This is a genomic window from Paenibacillus sp. IITD108, assembly GCF_036541265.1.
In the GTDB taxonomy this organism is placed as follows: domain Bacteria; phylum Bacillota; class Bacilli; order Paenibacillales; family Paenibacillaceae; genus Pristimantibacillus.
Map to the genome: position 1 here is coordinate 1 of NZ_JAZHCT010000018.1, position 23,526 is coordinate 23,526.

Here is a 23,526-nt window from a genome sequence, read left to right on the forward strand (position 1 = left end):
CAGAAAATGCCGAGCTTGCCGCTCACAAAATCAAGCTTGGCCTTTTCCCCGTCCTTATCGGTCAGAAAATTCGGGTCAATCGCCCCTTCATTATATAGCTGCTTGGCGTAATCAAGCGCTGCTTCGGCTTGCTTCCAAGCTCTTATGACCTTCTCATCCTGCAAAATATAGCCCACATTGCGGAACATCATATCGAGCGGACGTATTCCTCCCGCAACCTTTCCGTTAAGCAGAGAGCCTAGCCCTGTAAAATTAATGCCGTACGTATCATCGATGCCGTTCCTATCCGGATCATCAAAAGTGAACGCGCGTACAACCTGCAGCAAATCCTGCTCATTTTTCGGCATTTCCAGCCCCAATACATCAAGCCAGTCCTGCCTGATCAGCAAAGAATGATTCGTTTTGAGCCCTGTAATCTGGGCGATAAGATACATTTTTCCATCAGGCTCTGTAGTCAGCCTGCGTACTAGCGGATACTGCTCCAGCAGCTGCTTGTAAATCGTGCTGTGCTGCTCAACCAGCTCGTCAATCGGAATAACCTGATCATCAACAATGAGTTGCGCAAGAAAGGAGGAATCAAAATCCAAAATTAAATCCGGTGCATGACCTGAAGCGAACAACACTTTGTATTTTTGAACAGATTCACCGCGAGGTATGGGCACAAATTTCACATTGACCGGGCTGTGCTCGTTAATCCAGTGTGTCCAGCGATTATTGTCAATCGTTCCTTCGCCCTCAGGAATACTTCCTCTGTCATAGATTCCTACTGTGATGGACGGCTTAGCCTCTGATGCTGCTTCTTTTTGTGTATAGTCAGATGAACATGCAGCAGCAATCAACATAATGAAAGCGATAACAATAAAATGTGCAAGTTTCCCGGAAACATTGTACATACTGAATATCCCCCCTGCTTCCTATAGTAATAGAAAGCATTTGAAGTAACAAGTTGCATTTTTCAAGCACATACAATTTTCCAGTTCCTTTGAATTTACCGATTTGGATTCAAAAAAAAAGACCGAATCGCCTTCGCGATCGGTCAGCTGCATGCTAGCTCATGCGGAAATCTAAATTGGCTGGAGGAGGGAATTGCTCAACAGCTGCTGCTATGAGCTCCTCTGTTAGCTCAACATGTTGAGCATCCGCCAGTTGCTTGGCATGATACTTATACCATTGATCAATGACGGACAGCTCTCCTTCGCGAACGATGGCAAACTCTGAGGCAAACAGCTTTTTCATAAAATCATGCTCGTTAAGCATCAAAGCTGCTTCTCCGACAATAATTTGGATTCGCTCACTAGAAGCGAATGACGCGGGCAGCGTCTGATAAACCTGCCAAGCTTTATCATACTGCTTGCTGCTGACGAGAATACGCAAATATTCCTCCGCAAACGCCCGATCTGGAAATTGCCCCGTAAGCTGCAAAGCTTTTTCATAGTAAGCTTCCGCTTGCTGCATTTTCATTTGGCGTTCACTAGCCACAGCCAAGTTGCGGTATGCCCAGGCAGACGGCTGCAGCTGCAGTGAGTATTCCCAGGATTGAATTGCCTCATCTTCCAGCCCTTGCTCGTAGAGCATCACACCCTTATGCAAATAAGCAATCCATGATTCATTAGCTTTGACTGTAAGGCTTTCTGACAATAAGTCCAGCCATTCCTGCTGAATCATCCAAGAAGCAGGTACTGCCTCAACTCCTATATCTGGAAAACAGCCTGTTTCCAGCAATGCCAACCATGGCTGCTGCGGTGTATCCAAGCTCGCGCGTTCAAACAGAAAGCCCTTGGGCACGCTTCGGCCTTCCAGCTTTTCACGGCGCTGCTGCTCCAAAGCTCCCCAGCCCGATCCCGTGAACAATATTTCTAGCGGTTCTTGTTCGGCATACAACTGCAGCTCTCTGTGTACTTCGTTTACTTGCTCCGCACTAAGAAGACGGCATACTTGCTCATCTACATAGGCACGAGACTCGTTCCAATCACTTTGATTCGCCTGCTCCGCCTCTACCTGCGACACGCCAAACAGCTGGGTAAATGCCCAGGACGTATGAGCGGGCTGATCAATCCCATGCAGCTGGGTAGGCGAAAAGCCGCCCTGCAGCTCTATATATGCGCCTTGCCCTGGCTCAGCCAAAAACTCTCCCCAACGTCTTCCGCCTATATGATTGCCCCAGCAAAACATTTTGCGATACCGTAATAAGGAAGTAGAGCGCTCATAGAACATTCTCCCGTCCTCGTATACAATGGATTCCCAAGGCGACGGATCATTTTCAGCAATTTGAAAAAAGTACTCGTTGGAAAACGGAAAGTTCATCGGATAAGAAACATCGGTTTCAGACACCGTCGGCAATATCGGCAAATCGCCTGCTCCAAAGCCGCCTGCTTGCGGATCAATATAAATGACTTCTTTAGTAGATGAAAAAACCCGAGCCTTAGGTGTTTCGTCTACCGCGATATTCGTCCACCAGTACATCGGAACAGATTGGCTGTTGTCATTCACAATTCTTACATAGACGAGCAGCTGCTCCGAGCCGTCAGGAAGATGGAGATCGATATGCCAAAATACATTTTTACAACGCTCATATTCATATAAACGTAAAAACTCATTTCCTTTGCTGTCTGTAAGCCTAGCTGCGTGAACAGGAGAGCAGGTCGTAAAGGTATGGCCTAACTGGCCGATATTCCATTCGATGCCACCCGAAAACCATGCGTTCAAAATGGCCAGGTTGGCCGGCTGCAGCACTGGGTTTTTATATAAAATTTCACGGTTGGTGCGCTTGTCCAGCAGGGAATACAATCTTCCGCCATATTCAGGCAATACAATTGCTTTTAGAAACTCGTTCTCGATTACGATCGTTTGCAGGGTCATTTCCCGCTTCTTGCGCGTATATCTGTCCTGGATCCTATAGGGCAGGAAGCGTTCGCCAGTCTCATAGCCCAGCAACTCCTTGTGTGCCGGGGTGAGGGAGCCATTCTCTTTAACTATTCGATTGCGCTCTGGACTTCTAAAAATCGGAAGCGGATTTTCCCCTTCCAGCGGTGCGCCTTGAATCGATAAGGTCGAACGATAAAGTTTCATATCCCTTCATACACCTCTTCTATACTTTTTTACTAGCGTATTCTATAATAAGGCTGCATCATAGTGTTTTATCTAGCATTTATATGGATTAATTACGCATTTCGCGAGGTGAAGCATGCAATTCGGACTGTATCCCATTCCTGAATCCAACATTGCCGGCGTCGTTAATTTAAGTGAGTATATGCAAGTCAATTGCCTAGGGTATTATGAATTCGAAAAGACAAGCTATACACGCTATCGAGACCACGGGAGAACGGACTATTTGCTCATCTATCATATAGAGGGAACAGCCCAGGCCCGTTCCAAAGGGATTGATTATGATTTGGCCAGCGGCACGGCCGTCCTTTACCGGCCTGGAGAAGAGCAGCGTTATAGCTTAAGCGACGAAACTCCGGTCAAAAGTCTTTGGATTCATTTCACAGGCTATGGCATAGAGAGCCTCCTCGAGAAGCTTCAGTTAGCCGATCGAAACATATTTTTCGCAGCACCCAGCGATGACCTCCTCCCTTTATTCCATATGGCAAGAAATGAAATTGCCGCGCAGCGAAGCGGATATGAAGTATATATCGCATCACTGCTGCTGCAAATTCTTACTGTGATCTCGCGAAATTATTTACAGTCCCGTTTTACAAGCAGGCAGCTGGAAACTCAAACGAATTTCGACCTTGCGATCACTTACATTCATTCCAATTATGATAAGCCGATTACGATTCCCGAAATCGCCCATATAGCAGGACTCAGCATCAGCCGGTATATTCAAGTTTTCAAGCAGCAAATCGGCACGACCCCAAAGGATTACATTGTGAAATATCGTTTGAATAAAGCGAAGGAGCTGTTGTTTGAAACGAATCTGACGATTCGGCAAATTTCGGTTATCGTGGGGTTTAGCGATCAATTGTATTTCAGCAGAATGTATCGGAAAGTCGAAGGAATATGTCCTAAAGAAGACCGAAAACGAAGAGGAATGTTTAAAGGAGTTACTTAAATACAAGGAGAAGCAGCTGCGTTTTCAGGCGCACAAGGATAAACGGCTCCGCCGTCCTTTGGACTGGCGCTTTCAAAAATAACCCCTCAGTTCTATCGATTCGATAAATGCTGAGGGGTTTATGTTGTATTTCTTACAAGAAAATAGCCGAGATTAACCAGTAAACAAGGGCAGACATAACCACTGTGATCGGTATCGTAATGACCCATGCAATCACGATGCGTCCGGCTACGCCCCACTTCACGGCTGAGAAGCGCTTCGCGCTGCCGACACCGAGAATAGAAGAAGTAATAACATGCGTTGTACTTACTGGAAGATGAAGCATAGTCGCTGTAATAATAACAGCCGCCGAGCCCATATCTGCAGCAAAGCCGTTCACTGGCTCGATTTTGAAAATTTTCGTACCCATCGTCTTAATAATTTTCCAGCCGCCTACCGAAGTACCTAATGCCATCGCAAGCGCAGCTGATAATTTAACCCATAGCGGAACATCCATATTATCCTGAACGCCTGCAGCTACGAGCGCAAATACGATAATACCCATAGCTTTCTGCGCGTCGTTCGTACCATGGGAGAACGATTGGAACATCGCGGTCACAACTTGTCCATAACGGAAGCCCTTGTTGATCTGATGCGGATTGGCGCGGGCTAATATTTTTTTCAAAATCCACATTAGAATAAATCCAGCAGTAAAAGCGATAAGCGGCGAAATAAGCAAAGCTTCCAAAATTTTAAGAATCCCGCTGCCATTAACCGCATTAAAACCCGCACTCGCAATAACAGCTCCGGCAAGAGAGCCAATTAGCGCGTGCGAGGAGGAGGACGGAATGCCGAACCACCATGTGATCAGGTTCCAGGCGATGGCTCCGATCAAGGCTGCTATAACGATAATTTCACCATGTGCGAGCTGGGAAGGGTCTGCCACGCCGCTCCCGATTGTTTTGGCAACGCCTGTAAACGTAACGGCACCAAGGAAGTTCATTACTGCTGCCATCAGGATCGCTACTCTCGGCTTCAGAGCTCTTGTAGACACGGAAGTTGCTATCGCATTGGCTGTATCATGAAAGCCGTTGATAAAATCAAAGGACAAAGCTAGAAATACGACCATACATAAAATAAAAATATCCATTAGAACGATTCCTACTCTCTTTGTTAGCTGTTACGCATAATGATCGATTCTAGCGTGTTAGCAACATCCTCGCAGTAATCGGTCGTCTGCTCCAAACGCTCATAAATTTCTTTTCTTTTAATAAGCTCGATCGGATCAGTAACGGTAGCAAATAGCTTCGTAACACTTACGCGCAGCAAATCATCGGCTTGGTTCTCAAGCTCGTTGATCGCGATACAATGCTGGCGCATAGCAAGCAATTTTTTATGTGTAAGCAATGCAATTGCATTTTTAACCTGTTCAACACAACGAATAAGAATATCAGCAAATTGCGTGATATACTCATCCTTTTCTTGAATATGGTACATGGCAAATCTTGACGCGCATGCTTCAATGCCATCAAGCACATCATCCAATGATGTCGTGAGCGCCATAATATCCTCACGCTCGATCGGGGTAATAAAGGTTTTGTTAAGCTCGATCAGGATCGCATGTGTGTACTCATCACACTTGCTTTCGTACTCCTTCATCCTTTTGGCGAAACCATTTACATCTGATAAATCTGAAACTCCAGTTGCAAAATATTGCACAGCTTCTACGATAGTGTCCGCCATTTCTTCGAATGTAGAAAAAAATATGTCTTTTTTCTTAAACATGGTAATCCCCTTTGCTTCAATTGGATGTATTGATGTCATTTTAGGCAATGACGACGTTCATAACATTTAGTTTACAATCCAATTGTTAAGGGAATGTAAACATATCGTGAAAAATGACAAATTTCTTTCAAAAAAAAATGCAAATTGGGCTAACTTCGTCATAATTTGTTCAAATTTAGAAGAAGTGCCGTCAATTTGCATATATTGTTTCACTAATTGTATCATTTTATTTATTTAAATTTATGAGGTCTGCTCAGATGATTGCTCAATCGTGATATGATCCAGTAACGATGCTTTGCTTGGAACGATATGTATGAACGTTTTACCCGGTATAAGCTCCAGCTCTTTACCGTCCTTAACCCAGCGCAGCATGCCATCGCTCGCTCTTACCCATTCGGCTTCCATCACCTTACCTTTTTGAAACAACAGCGCCTTTCCGCCCTTTGTCAAATCTACAGACAATCTTCCTTCATTATCAAGCGTTTTATGCGCGGTCTCAAATATAATCAGGTTAGTAGCCGATAGCTGCTGATCATTATTTTTATCAATATGCGGCTCTCCATTAATCGTTCTTTTGTAAACGCTGGTACTTGCATCATATTGATAGCCTACCTTATAATTTTTCAATGTAAAAATAAATGATAGCTGCTCCGCAGTTTTAGCCAGCGGGTCGCTTGCAACTGAGCCTGCTTCAGTAAAGGTGTAGGCAATTTGCGGCTTGTCATTGTCATAGCCTCTTTTTGCTGCTCCCTCACGCAGCTTTTTCAGATTCGAGTATAGATTGTGAGGTGCCTTGCGATCCTTGCTTCTCCAGTAATAGGGGCCTGCATTTGAGATTTCGTCCAAATAAGGCTTCTTTTGCTTTTGCAAAATACCATAGCCTTCCGGACTTGCGCCCGCATGAGACATCACCGCCTTGTAGCTATCTGCTACGTCAATCAAATAAGGCCTATTGCTTCTAATTGGCCCAATCGTGTCAGTCAACGCATCTGTACTTTGAAAAATAGCGATGAGTCTCGTTATTCCGCCTTCAGCCAGCACTTCCCACACAACATCGGCATTCGTTAAGCCTGACTGCGGCCTGGCTGCTGAAAAATTGTTAACCATAACCGCAATGGGACGATTAACCGGCTCTACCTCGTGAGGCAGGCCTGTATAAGGCGCAGAAAATGTAACCGGGACCTGCGTTGGCAATGTCGGTTCTTCACTTGGCGTCTGCGTTGGCGTCTCTTCAGGCGGCTGCTGTTTCCCATCGCCTCCTCCGCAAGCTGTCAAGCTAAGCATGATGACCATCAGCAGCATCGCTGCTCTAATCCATATTGTTTTTTTGTCCATCAGCACCTTGCCCTTCTGTATATTCCTACCTATTATTTAAACATATATATATCGAGATGTCTCGACAAAATGATAGGAAAAGCGCAAACCTTATACTTTTTTAATTTTTTAAATTTAATTGATGACTCCTGTTTAATTGACGTCTCCTAATCGTTACTGATTCGTTACTGATTGCAACAGGGGGCACTTTTCAGTAATCGATTTGGTCACACGTTCCGTTATTTAGCTTAAAACGGGCATTTTTTAATTTTCGCGGCCACACATTCCGCTATTCGACTAAAAACGAGGCTTTTTCAGCGATTTATCGACCAATAACGGAACGTCTGTCACTTTGCTGCGTCTAAACTGCGATTTTCAGTGCATTAGCGGAACGACTGACCAGCTAGGCACTTTCCACGAAAGGGATAGCTTCGTTAACAAGTTTAAAGCCCGTGCCTGTATAGACACGAGCTTTGAGCTTTTCCTCTATTATATACTCCAATCCAGCCACTGCTTTTGCCGCTGATCCAAATTGCCAAGCCACTTGCTCGTAATTTCAATCGCTTCATTTTGCTGCTCGCGGCTGGAATAAGTGTGAGTGCCTTGAAAAAGAATCTCTTTGTCGCACAGTCCCTCGCTTCTCGTCCAAAACACCTTTTGATACAGAAAGCTGTAATCGACTGGAATACAGTCGTCGCTGGTGCCATGTACGAGCAGCACATCGCCAGTAAACTTCGATGCCGCCTGAAATGGCTGATGCTGCATGAGCGATTCAAAAAATACAGGCTGCAGCGTGTAGCCTAAATAATCTGTGCTTCCTTTCGTTACAGCCTCATCATACTTTTTCCGGCCTACAATATGGATGATATCATTAAACGGATAACCTACCGGTGACCATAATATTAGACGCTTCACACGTTTGTCGCGCACGGCTGTCAAAAGCGCTGCTGCTCCGCCGAGGCTATGACCTAGCAGGACTATGCGGCCGAGATCAACCATTTCCATGCTAGCTATATAGTCGATTACCGTTCTTGTTTGGTTAATCATTTCTTCAAAGCCGAGCGCGCCATAGTCGCCGCTGCTCTCGCCGCAGCCGCCATAATCAAACCGGATCACATAAGAGCCGGCAGCAGCAAGTGCTCTTGCTGTTTTGACAAATAAGCGGTCGACGCCAATCCGGCTTCCTACAAAGCCATGGCAAATAATGATAGCCTGTTTCTTGCTGTCATTTTCGCAGCCATGCGGATAATGCAAGGTAGCAGCCAGCTCTATTCCATTATGGCGCAGCGTTAATGCTTTTTCCAAAGTAACTCCTCCTACTGGATGCGTTCATCTATATCATCATAATAATTCCGATTGGTTTAGTTTGAATTAAGTCAATCATATCATCCTCTTTTATTTATTGTCAATAGTTCGTAGAGGGCTGTCGATTAATTTTGAAAATGTAACGAATCGTAGGAGACAGTCGATTAATTGTGGATAAGCAATAAGCAATCGAAAGGGGGATCACTGCGAATCAAGATTGGGATTCCGACCGCTAGCACCGCTAAGATTCGTAAGAATTTCAAAAGGTACATTTTATGCGAAATAGCGTCTTGAGGATTCGTTACAAATGGACAGCCTCTCGAGCACAGTTTTTCAACACCCTGTTTTAGCAGGACTTTACTATATTTCGTTATTTGAAGAAAAAAATACTGTACTTTTGCATCATCATTCGTTAAAATGCCCCGTTTTCAAAAATGATCTGCTGTTGCAATCCTGCAAAGGCGGAAGCAATCGCATCTCTAATGCCAATCAAAATCAATGCTTTCTGTCCCTTAATACTTGTTGCTTACAACAGCATGCAATGTTTAACAGGCATAAAAAACACTACTTCGAACACCTTAATAATAAAGCTGCAAATAAAATCATCAAGGATAAGGAGTGTTTTTTATGCCTGTCTGGTTAGAATGGCTGCAAGCCAAAATAGGAAATGTGCTGCTCATTATCGGTGCAATTATCGCTATCGTATACGTAATCATTAAGCGCAACGAAATTTTCTGGAAAAATTAACAGTCCTGGTTCTGCAGCGCCTGCGGAAGTGTTAAAGTTACCGTCGTTCCTACACCTTTTTCACTGGCAATATGAATCGAGCCTCCATGCAGTTCAATGATTTCTTTGGAAATAGCCAGCCCCAGCCCTGAACCGCCTTGCACAGCGCTGCCTTTGTAAAATCGCTCCAAAATATGCGGCATATGCTGCTCGTCAATGCCCGTTCCGGTGTCGGATACGATAATAACAGCTTTGCCATCCGCAAGCTTCGTTGTTACACGGATCAGCCCGCCTGGCAGCGTAAACTTAAAAGCATTGTCCAATAAATTAATCATGACCTGCTTGAAGCGATTAGCGTCGACCCGCACCCATATTTCCTCGTCGCTATAGGAATCAATTAATTTGACCTCTGTTCTATCCTCACGAACAATAAGCTGTTGTACGCTTTCCTTTACAATCCCGTTCAATTGAAGAATTTCGGTGTACAGCTGCAAGGTGCGTGCCGATAATTTGGAGAAATCCAGCAAATCCTCAACAAGCCCGGATAATCTCTCTGTTTCTTTCGTAATTATGGACAAGCCCAGCTTGACCTCTTCCTGAGAAGCTTCCGAACTGCCTTCATTTAAAGTTTCGCTCCAGCCCTTGATGGAAGTCAAAGGCGTTCTTAACTCATGGGAAATTGAAGATATAAAATCATTTTTCATACGCTCTCTTTTGTTAAGCTCGCTTACCATCGTGTTAAACGTTTCCGCAAGCTGCCCAATCTCGTCATCACTGCGTTTGAGCGCCCTTCTTGTCCAGTCCCCATCAGACATATAGCGCGCAGCCCGTGTCAATTCCCGAATCGGCTTTACAATACGCTGCGCCAAAAATAAGCTAAGTCCCAGAAACAATAATATAACGGCAATTCCAACAATAGCAGCCATTTGAATGAGCGATTGAACCATGCTGTCTACTTCCTGCAGAGAAGAGGAATATCGCAGCATCGATACGATGCGAGATTCGTTCCAGATCGGAATCGTAACGGCTACAACCCGCTCACCATAATAAGGGTCCAATCCGCTCCAGTCACTCGTTTGCCCTGCCAAAGCGTTCATTACATCAGCAGTTCTATAACGATATTCCGGCGCAAAGCCGTCTGAATCTATTCTAATCTGGCCAGTATGATCAAGCAGCTGCACTCTCGTCGTCCCGCTGTCAGACAAATTTTGCAGCATATAATCAGCTTGCCCATATAGGGTTAGGGAAGATAAAGAGCGGCCATGAAGCGCAGCTGTCGATTCTGCTCTTTGCTTAACCGAGCTTTGGGAGCCGCCATAGTAATAATTCCATATTAAAGCGGCAAAAACGGAACCGAGCACACCTACTACCAGCACAATTAATAGCAGGAAGCTCCATACCATTCTAGTCTGAATACTTTTCATTGCGACTCGCTCCGTTGCCAGCGATAGCCAAAGCCCCAAACAGTTTCAATAATAGTCGGCGCAGAGGGATCACGCTCCAGCTTCTGTCTGATGCGGCGAATATTTACATCGACCACTTTCAAATCGCCCACATAATATCTTCCCCATACTTCCGTTAAAATAAAATCTCTGCTTATGCTTTCGCCTTCACGCTCCATCAGCAGCTTAACGAGCGACCATTCTGTCGGTGTTAATATGATTTCCTGATTGTCCTTCCAAAGCCGCCGCTCCAGCATCGACAACCGGAATGCACCGCTTATAAGCTCATCGGCAGCATATGCCGCCGCTGACTGCTTGTCCTGCTTCTCAGACTCATTTTCCTGCTCCAGCTGCTTTTGCTTGTAGCTGTGATCCATATCAGCCATCATTCTGCGGCGTAACGATTTGATGCGTGCAATCAGCTCGCCCGGGCTGAACGGCTTCTGCACATAGTCATCCGCCCCAAGCTCAAGCCCGTAAATTTTGTCCTCTTCCTGCGACTTGGCCGTCAGCATAATGATGCCCATGCGCGGAAAAAGCTCCCGCAGCTGCTCGCATACTTCAAAGCCGCTTATCGTCGGCAGCATGACGTCAAGCAGCGCAATATCAAACGGTCCGTTATGGAGGGCTTCATGCAAAGCTGCTTCTCCCGTCTGCGCTTCCACTACTTCCATATCATTGCGTTTTAAGTTAATTTTTATAAAACCACGAATCGCTTCCTCGTCCTCAAGCAGTAAAATTCGCATTTGTTTCCCTCCATCTCAACATCCCTTAATCCAGCGCGCTTATATATGAGGAGAAGTTTATTTCAACTTTAAGCATTTCCTCAACTATTTGCCGATCTATTTGCTGCAATTGCGGCGGAATACTGGAAACAAAAGAGATGGCATACACATTGCCGCTATCGATCATAACGGTGCGATAGTTTCTGCCCTCTTCCTTCCATTCCTGGTCATGGGTGCTCCATATTTTTTGCGGAATTGCATACAAGGTTGCAAGCTCTGACTTTTGTTCGGATTGCTCATTCCAGTAATAAAATACGGCAGCCTCGTACTCATTACTGCCATATTCCCATGTATATCGTCCTCGCCATGAATCCGGTATATCCAGCTTGTAGCCATAACTGTAATCAAGCAACTGCTCGCCTTTCGTCACAAAATGCTTGCCGTTCCATTGCTGCCAATAGGTAGTAAAGCTTGTATCAGAATAGGGCAGCCCCTTGCTGTCAGGAGTCTCCTTCTTGATTTGCAGCTCAACAATGCCATCCCCGTTGAAGTCTTCGCTAAAAACAGTCGTTAAGCTTATTCCATCCTGTCCTAAACGTTCATTCGGATATATGATGTCAAGCGTGCTGCCATCCCACAGCAGCATCGTCGTATACGTGCCATGCGCGCCGTAGGAGCCCTCCACTACGATTCCTTTTTGCTGCTCAGATATATTGCCGATAAGCATATGATCATAATTATTTACTGTATTATTAAGAGCTAGGCGCGCCTTGGGCCTAATCGTCCCGCCCTTCCATTCATATAACACAAGCTGATAGCTGCTGCTTTCTTCAAGCTGCTTGGACCCTTGCTCCGTTACAACAGCTAGCATCGTCTCGCCGTTATCGCCAAGCATGCCCGTTTCTGCATAGGAATACGGGATCGCTTCAATCGGTTTAATCGACATGCTGCCCTTCTGATTCCGTTCCCCTTTTGTCTGGAACGAATACAGCTCCAGCGTATTAGGGCTCTCAAATGAGCCGACCCATCCGACAAGCAGCTCAAGATGGCCGTCATTATTCAAATCAACAAACTTCAGCCATTCCATTCCGCGAGCAGTCGGCTGTTCTATAACGACCCAAGGCTTCCAGCTGTCGCCTGATTTTTTTAGTATAAGCAGCTCGGGAATATTGAACTCATTATAATAAGTGACGACCGCTTCCTCTTCTCCGTCGCCGTTGACATCAATGAGCCGGATCGCTTCCTTGGAATCATCGCGAAAAGGCAGCATCAGCACGCTATACTTCGGCATCGCCTTCTGCAGGGCTGCGATTATTTCCTGCTGCTCCTTGGATATTGACGGCTTTTGCAGCAAATCCGCAGGTGCGGAAGTATAGCGGCAGCCCGTAACGATAAGCGATAGCAAAGCAATTAAAAAGAGAAGAGCCGTTCGCAGCACGAACGGCATGGCAAAGCCAGTATAGCGTTGATCTTTATCGTACAACAAACGTCTCTCCTCTCCCTGCTGTCATCATCATACTCTGTTACTTTAACTCATCCGTTGTAACAAAGGAATAGCCCAGCTTCTCTAAATCATCAATAACATCCGCAAGCATATCTACCGTATTTTGAATATGTTTACCGCCGAATGAATGCATAAGTATAATGCCTTTATCTTTAGAATTTGTTTTAATATTTTCTCTCATTTCGTCAATTGGCGTGCCTGCCCAGTCTCTCGTATCTACCGACCAGCCGACATGATACCGGCCTTTTTCCTCCAGCACCTTTTTAACTTGCGCATTTAGAGCGCCGTACGGGGCCCTGAAAGCTTTTGGGTAGAAGCCGATTGCGGCTTTGATTGCTTTATCCGTCGATTCAATCTGATTAAGAATTTGTGTCTTGTTAAGCTTGGTTAAATCTTTATGACCGAATGAATGATTGCCTAATGCATGGCCTTCCTCTACAATTCTTTTCATAATATCCGGATACTTTTCAACTTGGGAGCCAACAACGAAGAATGTAGCTTTAACGCCTTTTTCCTTAAGTGTATCCAATATTGCAGGAGTATATTTAATATCTGGTCCATCGTCAAAAGTTAAAGCTATTACTTTTTTCTTATTATCCGGCTGATTCGGCTTATCGCTGCCTACATTAGGAAGCTTGCCGTCCTTGCCGCTGCCTGCTTCGCCAGCTTTATCTGGATCCTTGCCGTCTGGCTCTGCTGTTGACCCTGGCTCGCCTGGCTTGCCGGTGCCATTCGGATTACTCGTACTGGTTGGATCGTCTGTGTGATTCTCTTCCGGTGGTGTAGTATTGCCTGGCTCGCCCCCAGCTCCTGGCTGCTGCTCGCCTTTGCCAGCTCCTTCTCCGTCCGGGGTTTGCTTGTCAGGATCGGTTTGCCCGCCTGAGCTGCCGTTCGAGGAGCCGCCTTCGTTATTTTTACCGGGCTGATTGCCCTCATTAGAATGATCGGAATCTTTACCGCCCTGTCCGTTACCTTCTTGCTGATCTACAATTGTGCCTTTGTCCGGCAGGTTAGGACCTTCGCCAAACTTGTTTGCATTTTTTGCGCTGCTGAATGTATCCTTCAGAGCACATCCGCTGACAAGCACAATTAAAACCATCGTCGCTAAAATCACTACTGCTAACCCGCGCTTTCTGCGCGTTACTTCATTTTCCACCTGAATCACCTTCTACATTTGCTGTTAAACTCATTATACTAAAAACCTATTTCGATAGAGTTACAAAAAAGTAACACATCCGACAACAAGCGACCTCTTTGTCCATCGTATAAAGCTGGTGATTATAGGAAGATGATTGCAGCAGACTAGCTGTGCAGTTGACAGCTTCTTAACCTTTTATATACTTATACTAACTAACGTCTTTTTGAAACATAATGTTGCTAGTTTTCGACATTTTCCAGTGTTACCTCATAATTATTCAGAGAGCATGACCAACATTCGCATAAATAATTAAATAGCCCCTTCGAAGCATTTCGTCCACTGCGCTTCAAAGAGGCTATCTTTAATTGAAATAATTAGAGCTATTTCATGCTTGCTTTAAACAAGGGCTTTTGCTGCTATATCGGTACGGTTCTGCTTGCCTTCAAAATCGATGACAGCTACTGCCTCATAAGCGCGATTGCGCGCTTCCGCAATATCTCTGCCGCGGCCTACAATACCTAGCACTCTACCGCCGCTTGTCACAATTTGATCATCCTGCTTGGCTGTTCCTGCATGGAAAATCAATGCGCCCTGCGCTTCGGCAGCTTCAAGCCCGCTAATGACTTTTCCTTTTGGATATGAGCCAGGGTAGCCTTCCGATGCCACAATGACGCATACTGCCGCTTCATCGCTCCACTGAATATCGAGCTGATCGAGCCTGCCGTTCAAGGACGCCAGCACGATGTCTACAAGATCGGTCTCAAGGCGCGGAAGCACGACCTGTGTTTCCGGATCGCCAAAGCGGGCATTGAACTCGATCGTCTTAGGACCGTCCTTCGTAATCATCAGCCCCGCAAAAAGCACTCCGCGGAAAGGACGGCCTTCGCTTACCATGGCCTTGGCTGTCGGAATAATAATCGTGTCAATAGACTGCTGCACGATTGCAGGATCAATATGCGGCAGCGGAGTATAGGTGCCCATTCCGCCTGTATTCGGTCCCTTATCACCGTCAAATATAGGCTTATGATCCTGAGCCGGCACCATGGCGCGAACCGTTTCGCAGTCAACAAACGCAAGAATCGACATTTCCTGCCCCTGCAAAAACTCTTCAATTACAATTTGATTGCCGGCATCGCCGAACACTTTATCAACCATCGCTTCACGGAGTGCTTTCTCCGCTTCTTCCATAGTCAAAGCTACCGTAACGCCCTTGCCCGCTGCAAGGCCGTCTGCCTTAATAACGATCGGCGCAGTTTGTTCACGCAAATACGAAAGCGCTGATTCATAATCGGTAAACGTCTCATACGCCGCCGTAGGAATATTATATTTCTTCAGCAAATCTTTCATAAAAATTTTACTGCCTTCAATTTCGGCCGCAGCCTTGCTCGGGCCATAGGCAGGAATGCCTGCCGCCTCGAATGCATCCACTAAGCCTGCAGCAAGCGGATCATCCGGTCCAACTATAACTAAATCGATATAGGCATCCTTGGCAAAAGAGATCAGTTCATCGAACTCCATTACGCTAATCGGAACGCACTCCGCCAGCTGTGCAATACCGGCATTGCCCGGTGCACAAAAAATTTCTTTTACCTTCTCGCTTTTTTTCAAAGCCCATACGATTGCATGCTCACGGCCGCCGCCGCCTACTACCATAATACGCATCCTGCTACCCCCTAGTTATTCAAGCGATCCATAAATACAAGCATCACGGCTTGTTTGCTGTTATTACTAGATTACCTGCATAGCAGCAAGCTTGCAACAGTAATTAGATCAGAATGGATGTAAAATCGGTCTTAGTGCTTGAAATGGCGTACACGGGTGAACACCATCGCTATATTGTTCGCATTTGCCGCTGCGATAGACTCTTCATCCTTGATGGAGCCGCCCGGCTGAATAATCGCAGTAATGCCTGCTTTTGCCGCAAGCTCTACCGTATCGCCCATAGGGAAGAAAGCATCTGAAGCAAGCGCGGAGCCTTGCGCCAGTTCGCCAGCCTGCTCAATTGCAATGCGCGCAGCGCCTACACGATTCATTTGACCAGCGCCAACGCCGATCGTCATATTATTTTTAGCCAGCAAAATCGCATTGGATTTCACATGCTTGACAACCTTCCAGCCAAACAATAACTGCTTCATTTCTTCCTCAGTCGGCTTGCGGTCTGTTACAAATTCAAGATCTGCCTCTGTCACGCTGTGAACGTCGCTTTGCTGTACAAGCATGCCGCCTTCAACAGACGTAACGAGCCATTCTGCCTGGCGCTCGCCAGCTGCCGCCTGCTCGCCCAGCTTCATCAAACGGATATTTTTCTTCTTCGTTAAAATATCGAGCGCTGCCGGAGTGAAATCTGGCGCGATAATGATTTCCAGGAAAATGCTGCCGAGAAGCTCAGCCGTATCCGCATCAATGACACGATTAGCCGCTACAATACCGCCAAAAATAGAAGTCGGATCAGCCGCATAAGCTTTCTCATACGCTTCATGAATCGTTGCGCCTATACCTACGCCGCAAGGGTTCATATGCTTCACAGCTACAACAGCTGGCTCGTCGAATTCTTTAAGAATCGCAAGTGCTGCGTTAGCGTCACTAATATTATTGTAGGAAAGCTCCTTGCCGTGCAGCTGCTCCGCAGTTGTAATGTTGCCGGAGTTTGCTAGCGGCTTGCGATAAAATGCCGCCTGCTGATGCGGGTTTTCACCGTAGCGCAAATCCTGCACTTTTTCGTAAGTAACGGTGTACGATTCTGGCAAAGGCTCGCCAACCTGCTTGGACAAGTAATCGGAAATCAAAGAGTCGTACGAAGCAGTGTGACGGAACACTTTCGCAGCAAGCTTTTTACGAGTTTCCAGCGTAGTATCGCCGCCCGCTTTAACTTCCTCAAGCACCGTGCCATAGTCGCCTGCGTCTACCACTACAGTAACAAAGGCATGATTTTTTGCCGCAGAACGCAGCATCGTCGGACCGCCGATATCGATATTCTCGATAGCATCCTCATAGGATACATCCGGCTTGGAGATCGTTTCCTTGAACGGATACAAATTTACAATAACAAGATCAATATAGTCCATGCCAAGCTCCTGCATCGACTTTTGGTGCTCCTCATTATCACGTACAGCAAGCAGTCCGCTGTGTACGGCAGGATGCAGCGTCTTAACGCGGCCGTCAAGAATTTCAGGGAAGCCTGTTACATCAGAAATACCGATGACAGGAACGCCCTCTTTTTGCAACAAACTAAAAGTTCCACCCGTAGAAATAAGCTGTACGCCTGCATTAGCAAGCTCGCGAGAAAATTCAACAATGCCTGTTTTGTCCGATACGCTAATAAGCGCTCTCCGAATTGCCATTACAATACCCTCCTTGTATTTAAAACCTACTCCTCTATTACAACTTGTCTTCCATCCAACGTTACTTTGCCAGCCGCGATCTGTCCAATGACGGCCGGATAAAGCTGCTGCTCGACAGCATGAATGCGCTCTGCCAGGCTTTCCTCTGTTTCGCCGCCGCGCACTTCTACAGCCCGCTGTGCAATAATCGGGCCGCTGTCCATGCCGCCATCTACATAATGCACTGTTACGCCTGTTAGCTTCACTCCATAGTCGAGCGCCTGTCCCATCGCGTTGACGCCTGGAAAGGATGGCAGCAGCGAAGGATGAATGTTAATCATTTTACCGTAATAAGGCTCTACTAATATAGAAGTAATAATGCGCATATAGCCTGCAAGCACGATTAAATCTACTTCACGCTTCTGCAGCTCCGCCAAAATCTCAGCTTCGTAGGCTTCGCGCGAGCTATATTCCTTCGGAGTGAATAGGAACGTATCCACTCCGCTCCGGCGCGCACGCTCCACTACCGGAGCGGCGGGCTTGTCACAAACAAGAAGCTCGATGGATACATCGAGCTTCTTGTTACTCACTGCATCAGCTATCGCTTGAAAGTTGCTTCCTTGTCCAGATGCAAATACAGCGATGCGCAGCTTGCGAGTCATTATACTTCCGCTCCTGTAAAGGTAACGATGCGGCTTCCTTCCGTAACCGTTCCGATACGGTAAGCCTGCTCGCCTAGCTCTGCTGCGATGCTGAGTGCCGTTTCAGCTTGATCAGCCGGCACAACAATAACGAGGCCTACGCCCATGTTGAAGGTCGTGAACATATCACGATTCGTAATAGAGCCTTTTTGCTGCATCAAATCAAAGATCGGCAAAATCGGCCAAGAGCCGTACTGAATATCTACATTGACGTTATCGGGAAGCATACGCGGAATATTTTCAATAAAGCCGCCGCCTGTAATATGCGCCATTCCTTTTACATTCACTTGCTCGATCAGCTTCAAAGCGGATTTTACATAAATACGTGTAGGCTCGATCAGCACATCGCCAAGCTTAGCTCCGCCAAGCTCTGCAAGCTCATCATTCAAGCTAAGTCCCGCCTCTTCCAGCAGCAAACGGCGAACGAGAGAGAAGCCGTTGCTGTGAATACCGCTTGATGCAAAACCAATAACTGCATCTCCAGCAGCAATGGTTGAGCCATCGATCATTTTCTTCTTATCTACAATACCAACCGTAAAGCCGGCGATATCATATTCGCCTTCTGCATACATGCCTGGCATTTCAGCAGTTTCTCCGCCGATTAGCGAGCAACCGGCCTGCACGCAGCCTTCAGCGATGCCTTTTACGATCGCTTCAATCTTCTCGGGAATAACTTTGTCGCATGCCAAATAGTCGAGGAAAAACAATGGCTCAGCACCCTGTACGATAATATCGTTCACGCACATCGCAACGGCGTCGATACCGATCGTATCATGCTTGTCCATTGCAAAAGCCAGCTTCAGCTTCGTGCCGATCCCGTCTGTTCCGGATACAAGCACAGGCTCCTCATATTTATCCTTATTCAAGCTGAATAAGCCGCCAAAGCCTCCCAGCTCTGCCAGCACCTCAGGACGATATGTTCTTTTTACATGCTTTTTCATACGTTCTACTGCTTCATTGCCCGCGGCAATGTCTACGCCAGCCTTCTTGTACGCTTCTGACACGTTCCACCCACTCCTTCATCCTGCACATTAGCTAATGGCGCTGTTGATTCATAGCGGGCTGCTCGCAATCAAGCAAACCAAGCCGAAACCGCACTATAAATCAACAGCATCCTCATTCCATATTTTATAGCCTCTTACAATCGGGCAGCCTTAGCTGCTTTTATTCAAATGATCTTTGACTGGAGTTGGATAATCGTTGTCAAAGCAAGCCATGCACATGCCGCGATTGAAAGCTCCATCATTGCCGCCAACAGCTTCTATATAGCCTTTATGCGTCAAAAATTCAAGAGAATCGGCGTTAATTTCTTTTCTAATTTCTTCGATAGAAAGCCTGGACGCGATCAGATCCTTGCGATCCGGCGTATCGATGCCATAGAAGCAAGGGTTTTTGAATGGAGGGGATGTAATACGTACATGCACCTCTGTCGCACCCGCTTCGCGCAGCAAATTGACGATACGCAGCGACGTTGTGCCGCGAACGATGGAGTCATCGATCATGACAACGCGCTTGCCTTCTACGACCTTGCGGACAGCAGACAGCTTCATCTTAACACCCTTTTCGCGCAGCGATTGGGAGGGCTGAATGAACGTTCTGCCGGTATATTTATTTTTGATCAAGCCCAGCTCATAAGGAATGCCAGTCTCTTCTGCATAGCCAATAGCAGCAGAAATACTGGAGTCTGGAACACCCGTAACGATATCAGCATCGACGAACGATTCAATCGCGAGCTCACGGCCCATACGTTTACGTGCGGAGTGAACATTAATACCGCTAATGTCGCTATCCGGTCTGGCAAAATAAATATATTCCATTGCGCACATCGCCCGGCGCGCAGATGGAGCAAAGTGCTCCTCACGCAAGCCGTCCGCTTCAAGCACGAGCAGCTCGCCCGGCTCAATGTCGCGCACATATTCGGCGCCAATTGTTTCAAAGGCGCATGTTTCCGAGGACAGCACATAGCCGTCTCCGATTTTGCCCATTACGAGCGGGCGCAAGCCATGCTGGTCAGTAGCCGCAATCAGCTTGTCATTCGTCATAAGGAGTACTGCAAAGCCGCCATTAAGCTTTTGCAAAGCTTGTTTTGCAGCGGTCTCGAAATCTTCGGTGGAACGGGCTATCAAATGTGCGATAACTTCCGTATCACTAGTCGTTTGAAAAATAGAGCCTTGACGCTCCAATTCCTCACGAATTTCAGGTGCGTTAATAATGCTTCCATTCGCAGCTACGGCAAGATCGCCGTCGCGATAGCGGAAAATAAGCGGTTGTGCATTTCCAGCTGCATCTTCTTCTCCCGAGCTTGGATATCGAACATGGCCAATTGCCCGGTCTCCCTGTAGCACCTCAAGCTTTTCCTTGTCGAACACTTCCTTGACAAGTCCAAGTCCGCGATGATAATGGAATTTGTTATGATCTGTTGTGTCAACAGTACATATTCCTGTGCTTTCTTCGCCGCGATGCTGCAGAGCATGAAGGGCATAGTAGGAAAGATTGCTGGCGTCCGGGATATTAAATATCCCGAACACACCGCATTCTTCTCTTAACTTATCAAAAATATCGTCACGGCCTATGCCTTCGTTATAATGATCCCCAGTCCAAAGCGGCGTCTGTTGAATTACTTCATCAGACATGGAATCGCATCCTTCCAAACCTTCTCGAGTTGTTGTACGGAAGATTGAATTGCAGATTTGCCGTTCACTTTAATAGCTACATCTTTGCCTGTTACTGTACCAATTTGTGCATGGACAACACCTTGCTCAGCAAGCAATGCTTGCAAAGCTGCTGCCTTGTCTGGTTTAGCCGAAAGCAGAATACGGGATTGTGATTCGCTAAATAGAAGATGGTCCGTACGAAGCTCGCTTTGCAGCTCGATTTGTGCGCCGATGCCGCCGCTCATGCTAGACTCTGCGATTGCAACCGCTAGGCCGCCTTCTGCAAGGTCATGTGCGGATGCGACAAGCCCTTGCTTAATTGCTGCAAGCACTGCATCCTGTGTCTTTTTCTCTACTGCCAGATCAATGACAGGCGGGCGTCCTGAAATTTTGCCGTCAAGCACATACTGCAGCTCGCTGCCGCCAAACTCCGCTTTAGTCTCGCCAAGCAGGATGACAACGTCGCCCTCTGCTTTAAAGCCCTGCGTAGTAATATGATCAATATCTTGCATCAGGCCGACCATACCGATAACCGGTGTTGGGAAAATCGCGCCCTCTGCATTTTCATTGTACAAGCTTACGTTACCGCCGATAACCGGCGTGTTTAGAGTTACACAAGCTTCAGAAATACCGTCCGCTGCTTTTTCAAGCTGCCAGAATACTTCCGGCTTCTCAGGATTTCCGAAGTTCAAGTTATCTGTAATCGCAAGCGGCTCTGCTCCTGAACAAACGATGTTGCGGGCAGCTTCCGCCACTGCAATACGTCCGCCAACCTCTGGATCAAGGTAAACATAGCGGCCATTGCAATCTGTTGTCATGGCCAGCGCTTTGCGTGTTCCATCTACCAATACAACTGCTGCGTCAGAGCCCGGTTGAACGGCTGTCGCTGTGCGCACCATATAATCGTATTGATTGTAGACCCATTCCTTGCTCGCTACTGTAGGAGAAGCAAGAACCTGCTCAAGCGCTTTGTTCAAGTCTGTAATTTCTGCAAAATCGGAGCTGTCCAGCTTGCCGTTTTCGCTGTAATAAGCAGGCTCAGCAGAAGAGTTATTGTACACCGGGCAATCATCTACCAATGCTTTAACCGGCATATCCGCTACTTCCTCGCCTTTGTGGAAAATACGCAAACGTCCGTCATCTGTTACTTTTCCAACTTTGGCACAAATAATGCCCCAACGATCAAAAATTTCTCTAGCCTGCGCTTCATGCTGCGGCTCGATTACGAATAGCATACGCTCCTGCGATTCGGAAAGCATCATTTCGTAAGCGGTCATACCCAGCTCGCGCTGAGGCACTTCATCCAAATAAAGCTCTAGGCCGTTGCCTGCTTTAGCTGCCATTTCTGCACTGGAGCAAGTAAGGCCCGCTGCACCCATATCTTGAATACCAAGCACGATGCCGGAGTTGATAAGCTCAAGCGTAGCTTCCATCACGAGCTTTTCCATAAATGGATCGCCAACCTGTACAGCTGTACGGTTTTTCTCGGATTCCTCAGACAGCTCAACAGAGGAGAAGGTTGCGCCGTGAATACCGTCGCGTCCAGTTGCAGGACCTACATAAAATACAGGATTGCCTACCCCTTTTGCTACGCCGCGCTGGATTTTGTCATGATCGATCAAGCCTACGCACATCGCATTAACAAGCGGGTTTCCTTCATAGCTTTCATTAAACATAACCTCGCCGGCAACCGTAGGGATGCCGATGCAATTGCCGTAGCCAGCAATACCGCCAACTACATTTTCGAACAAATATTTAACACGCTCATTCTCAAGGTTTCCGAAGCGAAGGCTGTTAAGCAATGCAATCGGACGTGCACCCATCGAGAAAATGTCACGGATAATGCCGCCAACACCTGTTGCAGCGCCTTGATAAGGCTCTACCGCTGAAGGGTGGTTATGCGATTCGATTTTGAAAACGACTGCTTGATTGTCGCCGATATCCACGATACCAGCACCTTCGCCTGGGCCCATAAGCACGCGCTCGCCAGTAATCGGGAACTTCTTAAGGATTGGCTTGGAGGTCTTGTAGGAGCAATGCTCCGACCACATTACGCTAAATACGCCGATCTCTGTATAGTTTGGCTTGCGTCCCAAAAAGCCGCAAATCAGATCGTATTCTTGATCTGTAACGCCAAACTGTCTGTAAATGCGCTCATCTGCGATTTGTTCTACTGTAGGCTCCTTAGCCGTTAATTGCTGTGCCATGTTGTTCCCTCCATGCTTTCAGAATCGATGTAAACATACGTTTGCCGTCGGCTGAACCAAGCAATGCATCCATCGCACGCTCAGGGTGAGGCATCATACCTACAACATTTCCAGCTTTATTCATAATTCCAGCTATATCATCCACAGAACCGTTAGGGTTTGTGCCATTTGCATAGCGGAACACAATTTGATTGTTAGTCTGCAATTCAGCAAGCGTTGCATCGTCGCAGTAGTAGTTGCCTTCACCATGCGCGATTGGAATCATCAGCTGCTCGCCTTCCGCATACTCGCTAGTAAAAGCGGTATTGCTGTTTGCAACAACAAGCGGCGTTTGATGGCAGCGGAATTTAAGTCCAGTGTTACGAATTAACGCACCTGGCAATAGTCCTGCTTCTGTAAGAATTTGAAATCCATTGCAAATACCGAGAATATATTTGCCTTGCTCGGCAGCTTTTTTCACTTCATTCATGACACCTGCAAAACGGGCAATCGCACCGCAGCGCAAGTAGTCGCCATATGAAAATCCGCCAGGTACAATAATTGCATCATATGCGGACAAATCTGTCGTTGTATGCCATACATAATCGACCTGCTCGCCGATTGCCTCTACTGCCTTGTAGCAGTCTATATCGCAATTCGATCCAGGAAACACGAGTACCGCAAACTTCATTG

18 protein-coding genes are annotated in these 23,526 nt (G+C 46.7%); 1 reads left to right on the forward strand and 17 read right to left on the reverse strand.

Features of this window, described 5'->3' with window-relative positions; genetic code table 11:
- A partial coding sequence (locus V1L65_RS16385) for an extracellular solute-binding protein (RefSeq protein ID WP_331700282.1) occupies positions 1 to 893 on the reverse strand: 893 nt, incomplete at its 3' end.
- Between the two features lie 154 nt (positions 894 to 1,047).
- A complete protein-coding gene (locus V1L65_RS16390) occupies positions 1,048 to 3,069 on the reverse strand; it encodes a DUF5107 domain-containing protein (RefSeq protein WP_331700283.1) in 2,022 nt (673 codons plus the stop codon).
- A 115-nt stretch (positions 3,070 to 3,184) separates the two neighbouring features.
- On the opposite strand from V1L65_RS16390, the gene V1L65_RS16395 reads away from it, so the two are divergent.
- Positions 3,185 to 4,054, forward strand: a complete 870-nt coding sequence (locus V1L65_RS16395) for a helix-turn-helix domain-containing protein (RefSeq protein ID WP_331700284.1) — start codon at positions 3,185 to 3,187, stop codon at positions 4,052 to 4,054.
- A 133-nt stretch (positions 4,055 to 4,187) separates the two neighbouring features.
- Here V1L65_RS16395 and V1L65_RS16400 read toward each other — a convergent pair whose 3' ends face one another.
- From V1L65_RS16400 to purQ, 15 genes are all read right to left on the reverse strand, one after another.
- Positions 4,188 to 5,183 carry an inorganic phosphate transporter gene (locus tag V1L65_RS16400; protein WP_331700285.1) on the reverse strand — a complete coding sequence of 332 codons (996 nt, stop codon included), beginning with the start codon at positions 5,181 to 5,183 and terminating at the stop codon, positions 4,188 to 4,190.
- Between the two features lie 23 nt (positions 5,184 to 5,206).
- Entirely contained in the window at positions 5,207 to 5,818 is a 612-nt protein-coding gene (locus V1L65_RS16405; protein WP_331700286.1) for a DUF47 domain-containing protein, read from the reverse strand.
- A gap of 240 nt (positions 5,819 to 6,058) precedes the next feature.
- Positions 6,059 to 7,153 carry a DUF3048 domain-containing protein gene (locus tag V1L65_RS16410; protein ID WP_331700287.1) on the reverse strand — a complete coding sequence of 365 codons (1,095 nt, stop codon included), beginning with the start codon at positions 7,151 to 7,153 and terminating at the stop codon, positions 6,059 to 6,061.
- A 468-nt stretch (positions 7,154 to 7,621) separates the two neighbouring features.
- Positions 7,622 to 8,437 (reverse strand): alpha/beta hydrolase, encoded by an 816-nt coding sequence (locus V1L65_RS16415; protein ID WP_331700288.1) that lies wholly within the window; start codon positions 8,435 to 8,437, stop codon positions 7,622 to 7,624.
- Between the two features lie 743 nt (positions 8,438 to 9,180).
- A complete protein-coding gene (locus V1L65_RS16420; RefSeq protein WP_331700289.1) occupies positions 9,181 to 10,587 on the reverse strand; it encodes a sensor histidine kinase in 1,407 nt (468 codons plus the stop codon).
- The gene (locus V1L65_RS16425; RefSeq protein WP_331700290.1) at positions 10,584 to 11,351 is read right to left on the reverse strand and encodes a response regulator transcription factor; all 768 of its coding nucleotides are present in this window, start codon (positions 11,349 to 11,351) and stop codon (positions 10,584 to 10,586) included. The genes V1L65_RS16420 and V1L65_RS16425 overlap by 4 nt, the downstream gene beginning before the upstream one ends.
- Positions 11,352 to 11,376: 25 nt before the next feature.
- Positions 11,377 to 12,813, reverse strand: coding sequence for an FG-GAP repeat domain-containing protein (locus V1L65_RS16430; RefSeq protein ID WP_331700291.1), 1,437 nt, complete (start codon positions 12,811 to 12,813; stop codon positions 11,377 to 11,379).
- Positions 12,814 to 12,853: 40 nt separating this feature from the next.
- Positions 12,854 to 13,990 (reverse strand): polysaccharide deacetylase family protein, encoded by a 1,137-nt coding sequence (locus V1L65_RS16435; RefSeq protein ID WP_331700292.1) that lies wholly within the window; start codon positions 13,988 to 13,990, stop codon positions 12,854 to 12,856.
- A gap of 378 nt (positions 13,991 to 14,368) precedes the next feature.
- The gene (gene purD / locus V1L65_RS16440) at positions 14,369 to 15,634 is read right to left on the reverse strand and encodes a phosphoribosylamine--glycine ligase (RefSeq protein ID WP_331700293.1); all 1,266 of its coding nucleotides are present in this window, start codon (positions 15,632 to 15,634) and stop codon (positions 14,369 to 14,371) included.
- Between the two features lie 131 nt (positions 15,635 to 15,765).
- Entirely contained in the window at positions 15,766 to 17,313 is a 1,548-nt protein-coding gene (gene purH, locus V1L65_RS16445; RefSeq protein ID WP_331700294.1) for a bifunctional phosphoribosylaminoimidazolecarboxamide formyltransferase/IMP cyclohydrolase, read from the reverse strand.
- A gap of 26 nt (positions 17,314 to 17,339) precedes the next feature.
- On the reverse strand, positions 17,340 to 17,954 hold the full coding sequence (gene purN / locus V1L65_RS16450; protein ID WP_331700295.1) for a phosphoribosylglycinamide formyltransferase: 615 nt from the start codon (positions 17,952 to 17,954) through the stop codon (positions 17,340 to 17,342).
- Positions 17,954 to 18,997 (reverse strand): phosphoribosylformylglycinamidine cyclo-ligase, encoded by a 1,044-nt coding sequence (gene purM / locus V1L65_RS16455; protein ID WP_331700296.1) that lies wholly within the window; start codon positions 18,995 to 18,997, stop codon positions 17,954 to 17,956. The genes purN and purM overlap by 1 nt, the downstream gene beginning before the upstream one ends.
- A 150-nt stretch (positions 18,998 to 19,147) precedes the next feature.
- Positions 19,148 to 20,626 (reverse strand): amidophosphoribosyltransferase, encoded by a 1,479-nt coding sequence (purF, locus tag V1L65_RS16460; RefSeq protein WP_331700297.1) that lies wholly within the window; start codon positions 20,624 to 20,626, stop codon positions 19,148 to 19,150.
- Complete coding sequence (gene purL / locus V1L65_RS16465) at positions 20,611 to 22,854, reverse strand: phosphoribosylformylglycinamidine synthase subunit PurL (protein WP_331700298.1); 2,244 nt, start codon at positions 22,852 to 22,854, stop codon at positions 20,611 to 20,613. Before purL ends, purF begins: the two co-directional genes overlap by 16 nt.
- Entirely contained in the window at positions 22,832 to 23,524 is a 693-nt protein-coding gene (gene purQ, locus V1L65_RS16470; protein WP_331700299.1) for a phosphoribosylformylglycinamidine synthase subunit PurQ, read from the reverse strand. The genes purL and purQ overlap by 23 nt, the downstream gene beginning before the upstream one ends.
- Positions 23,525 to 23,526 lie beyond the last annotated feature (2 nt).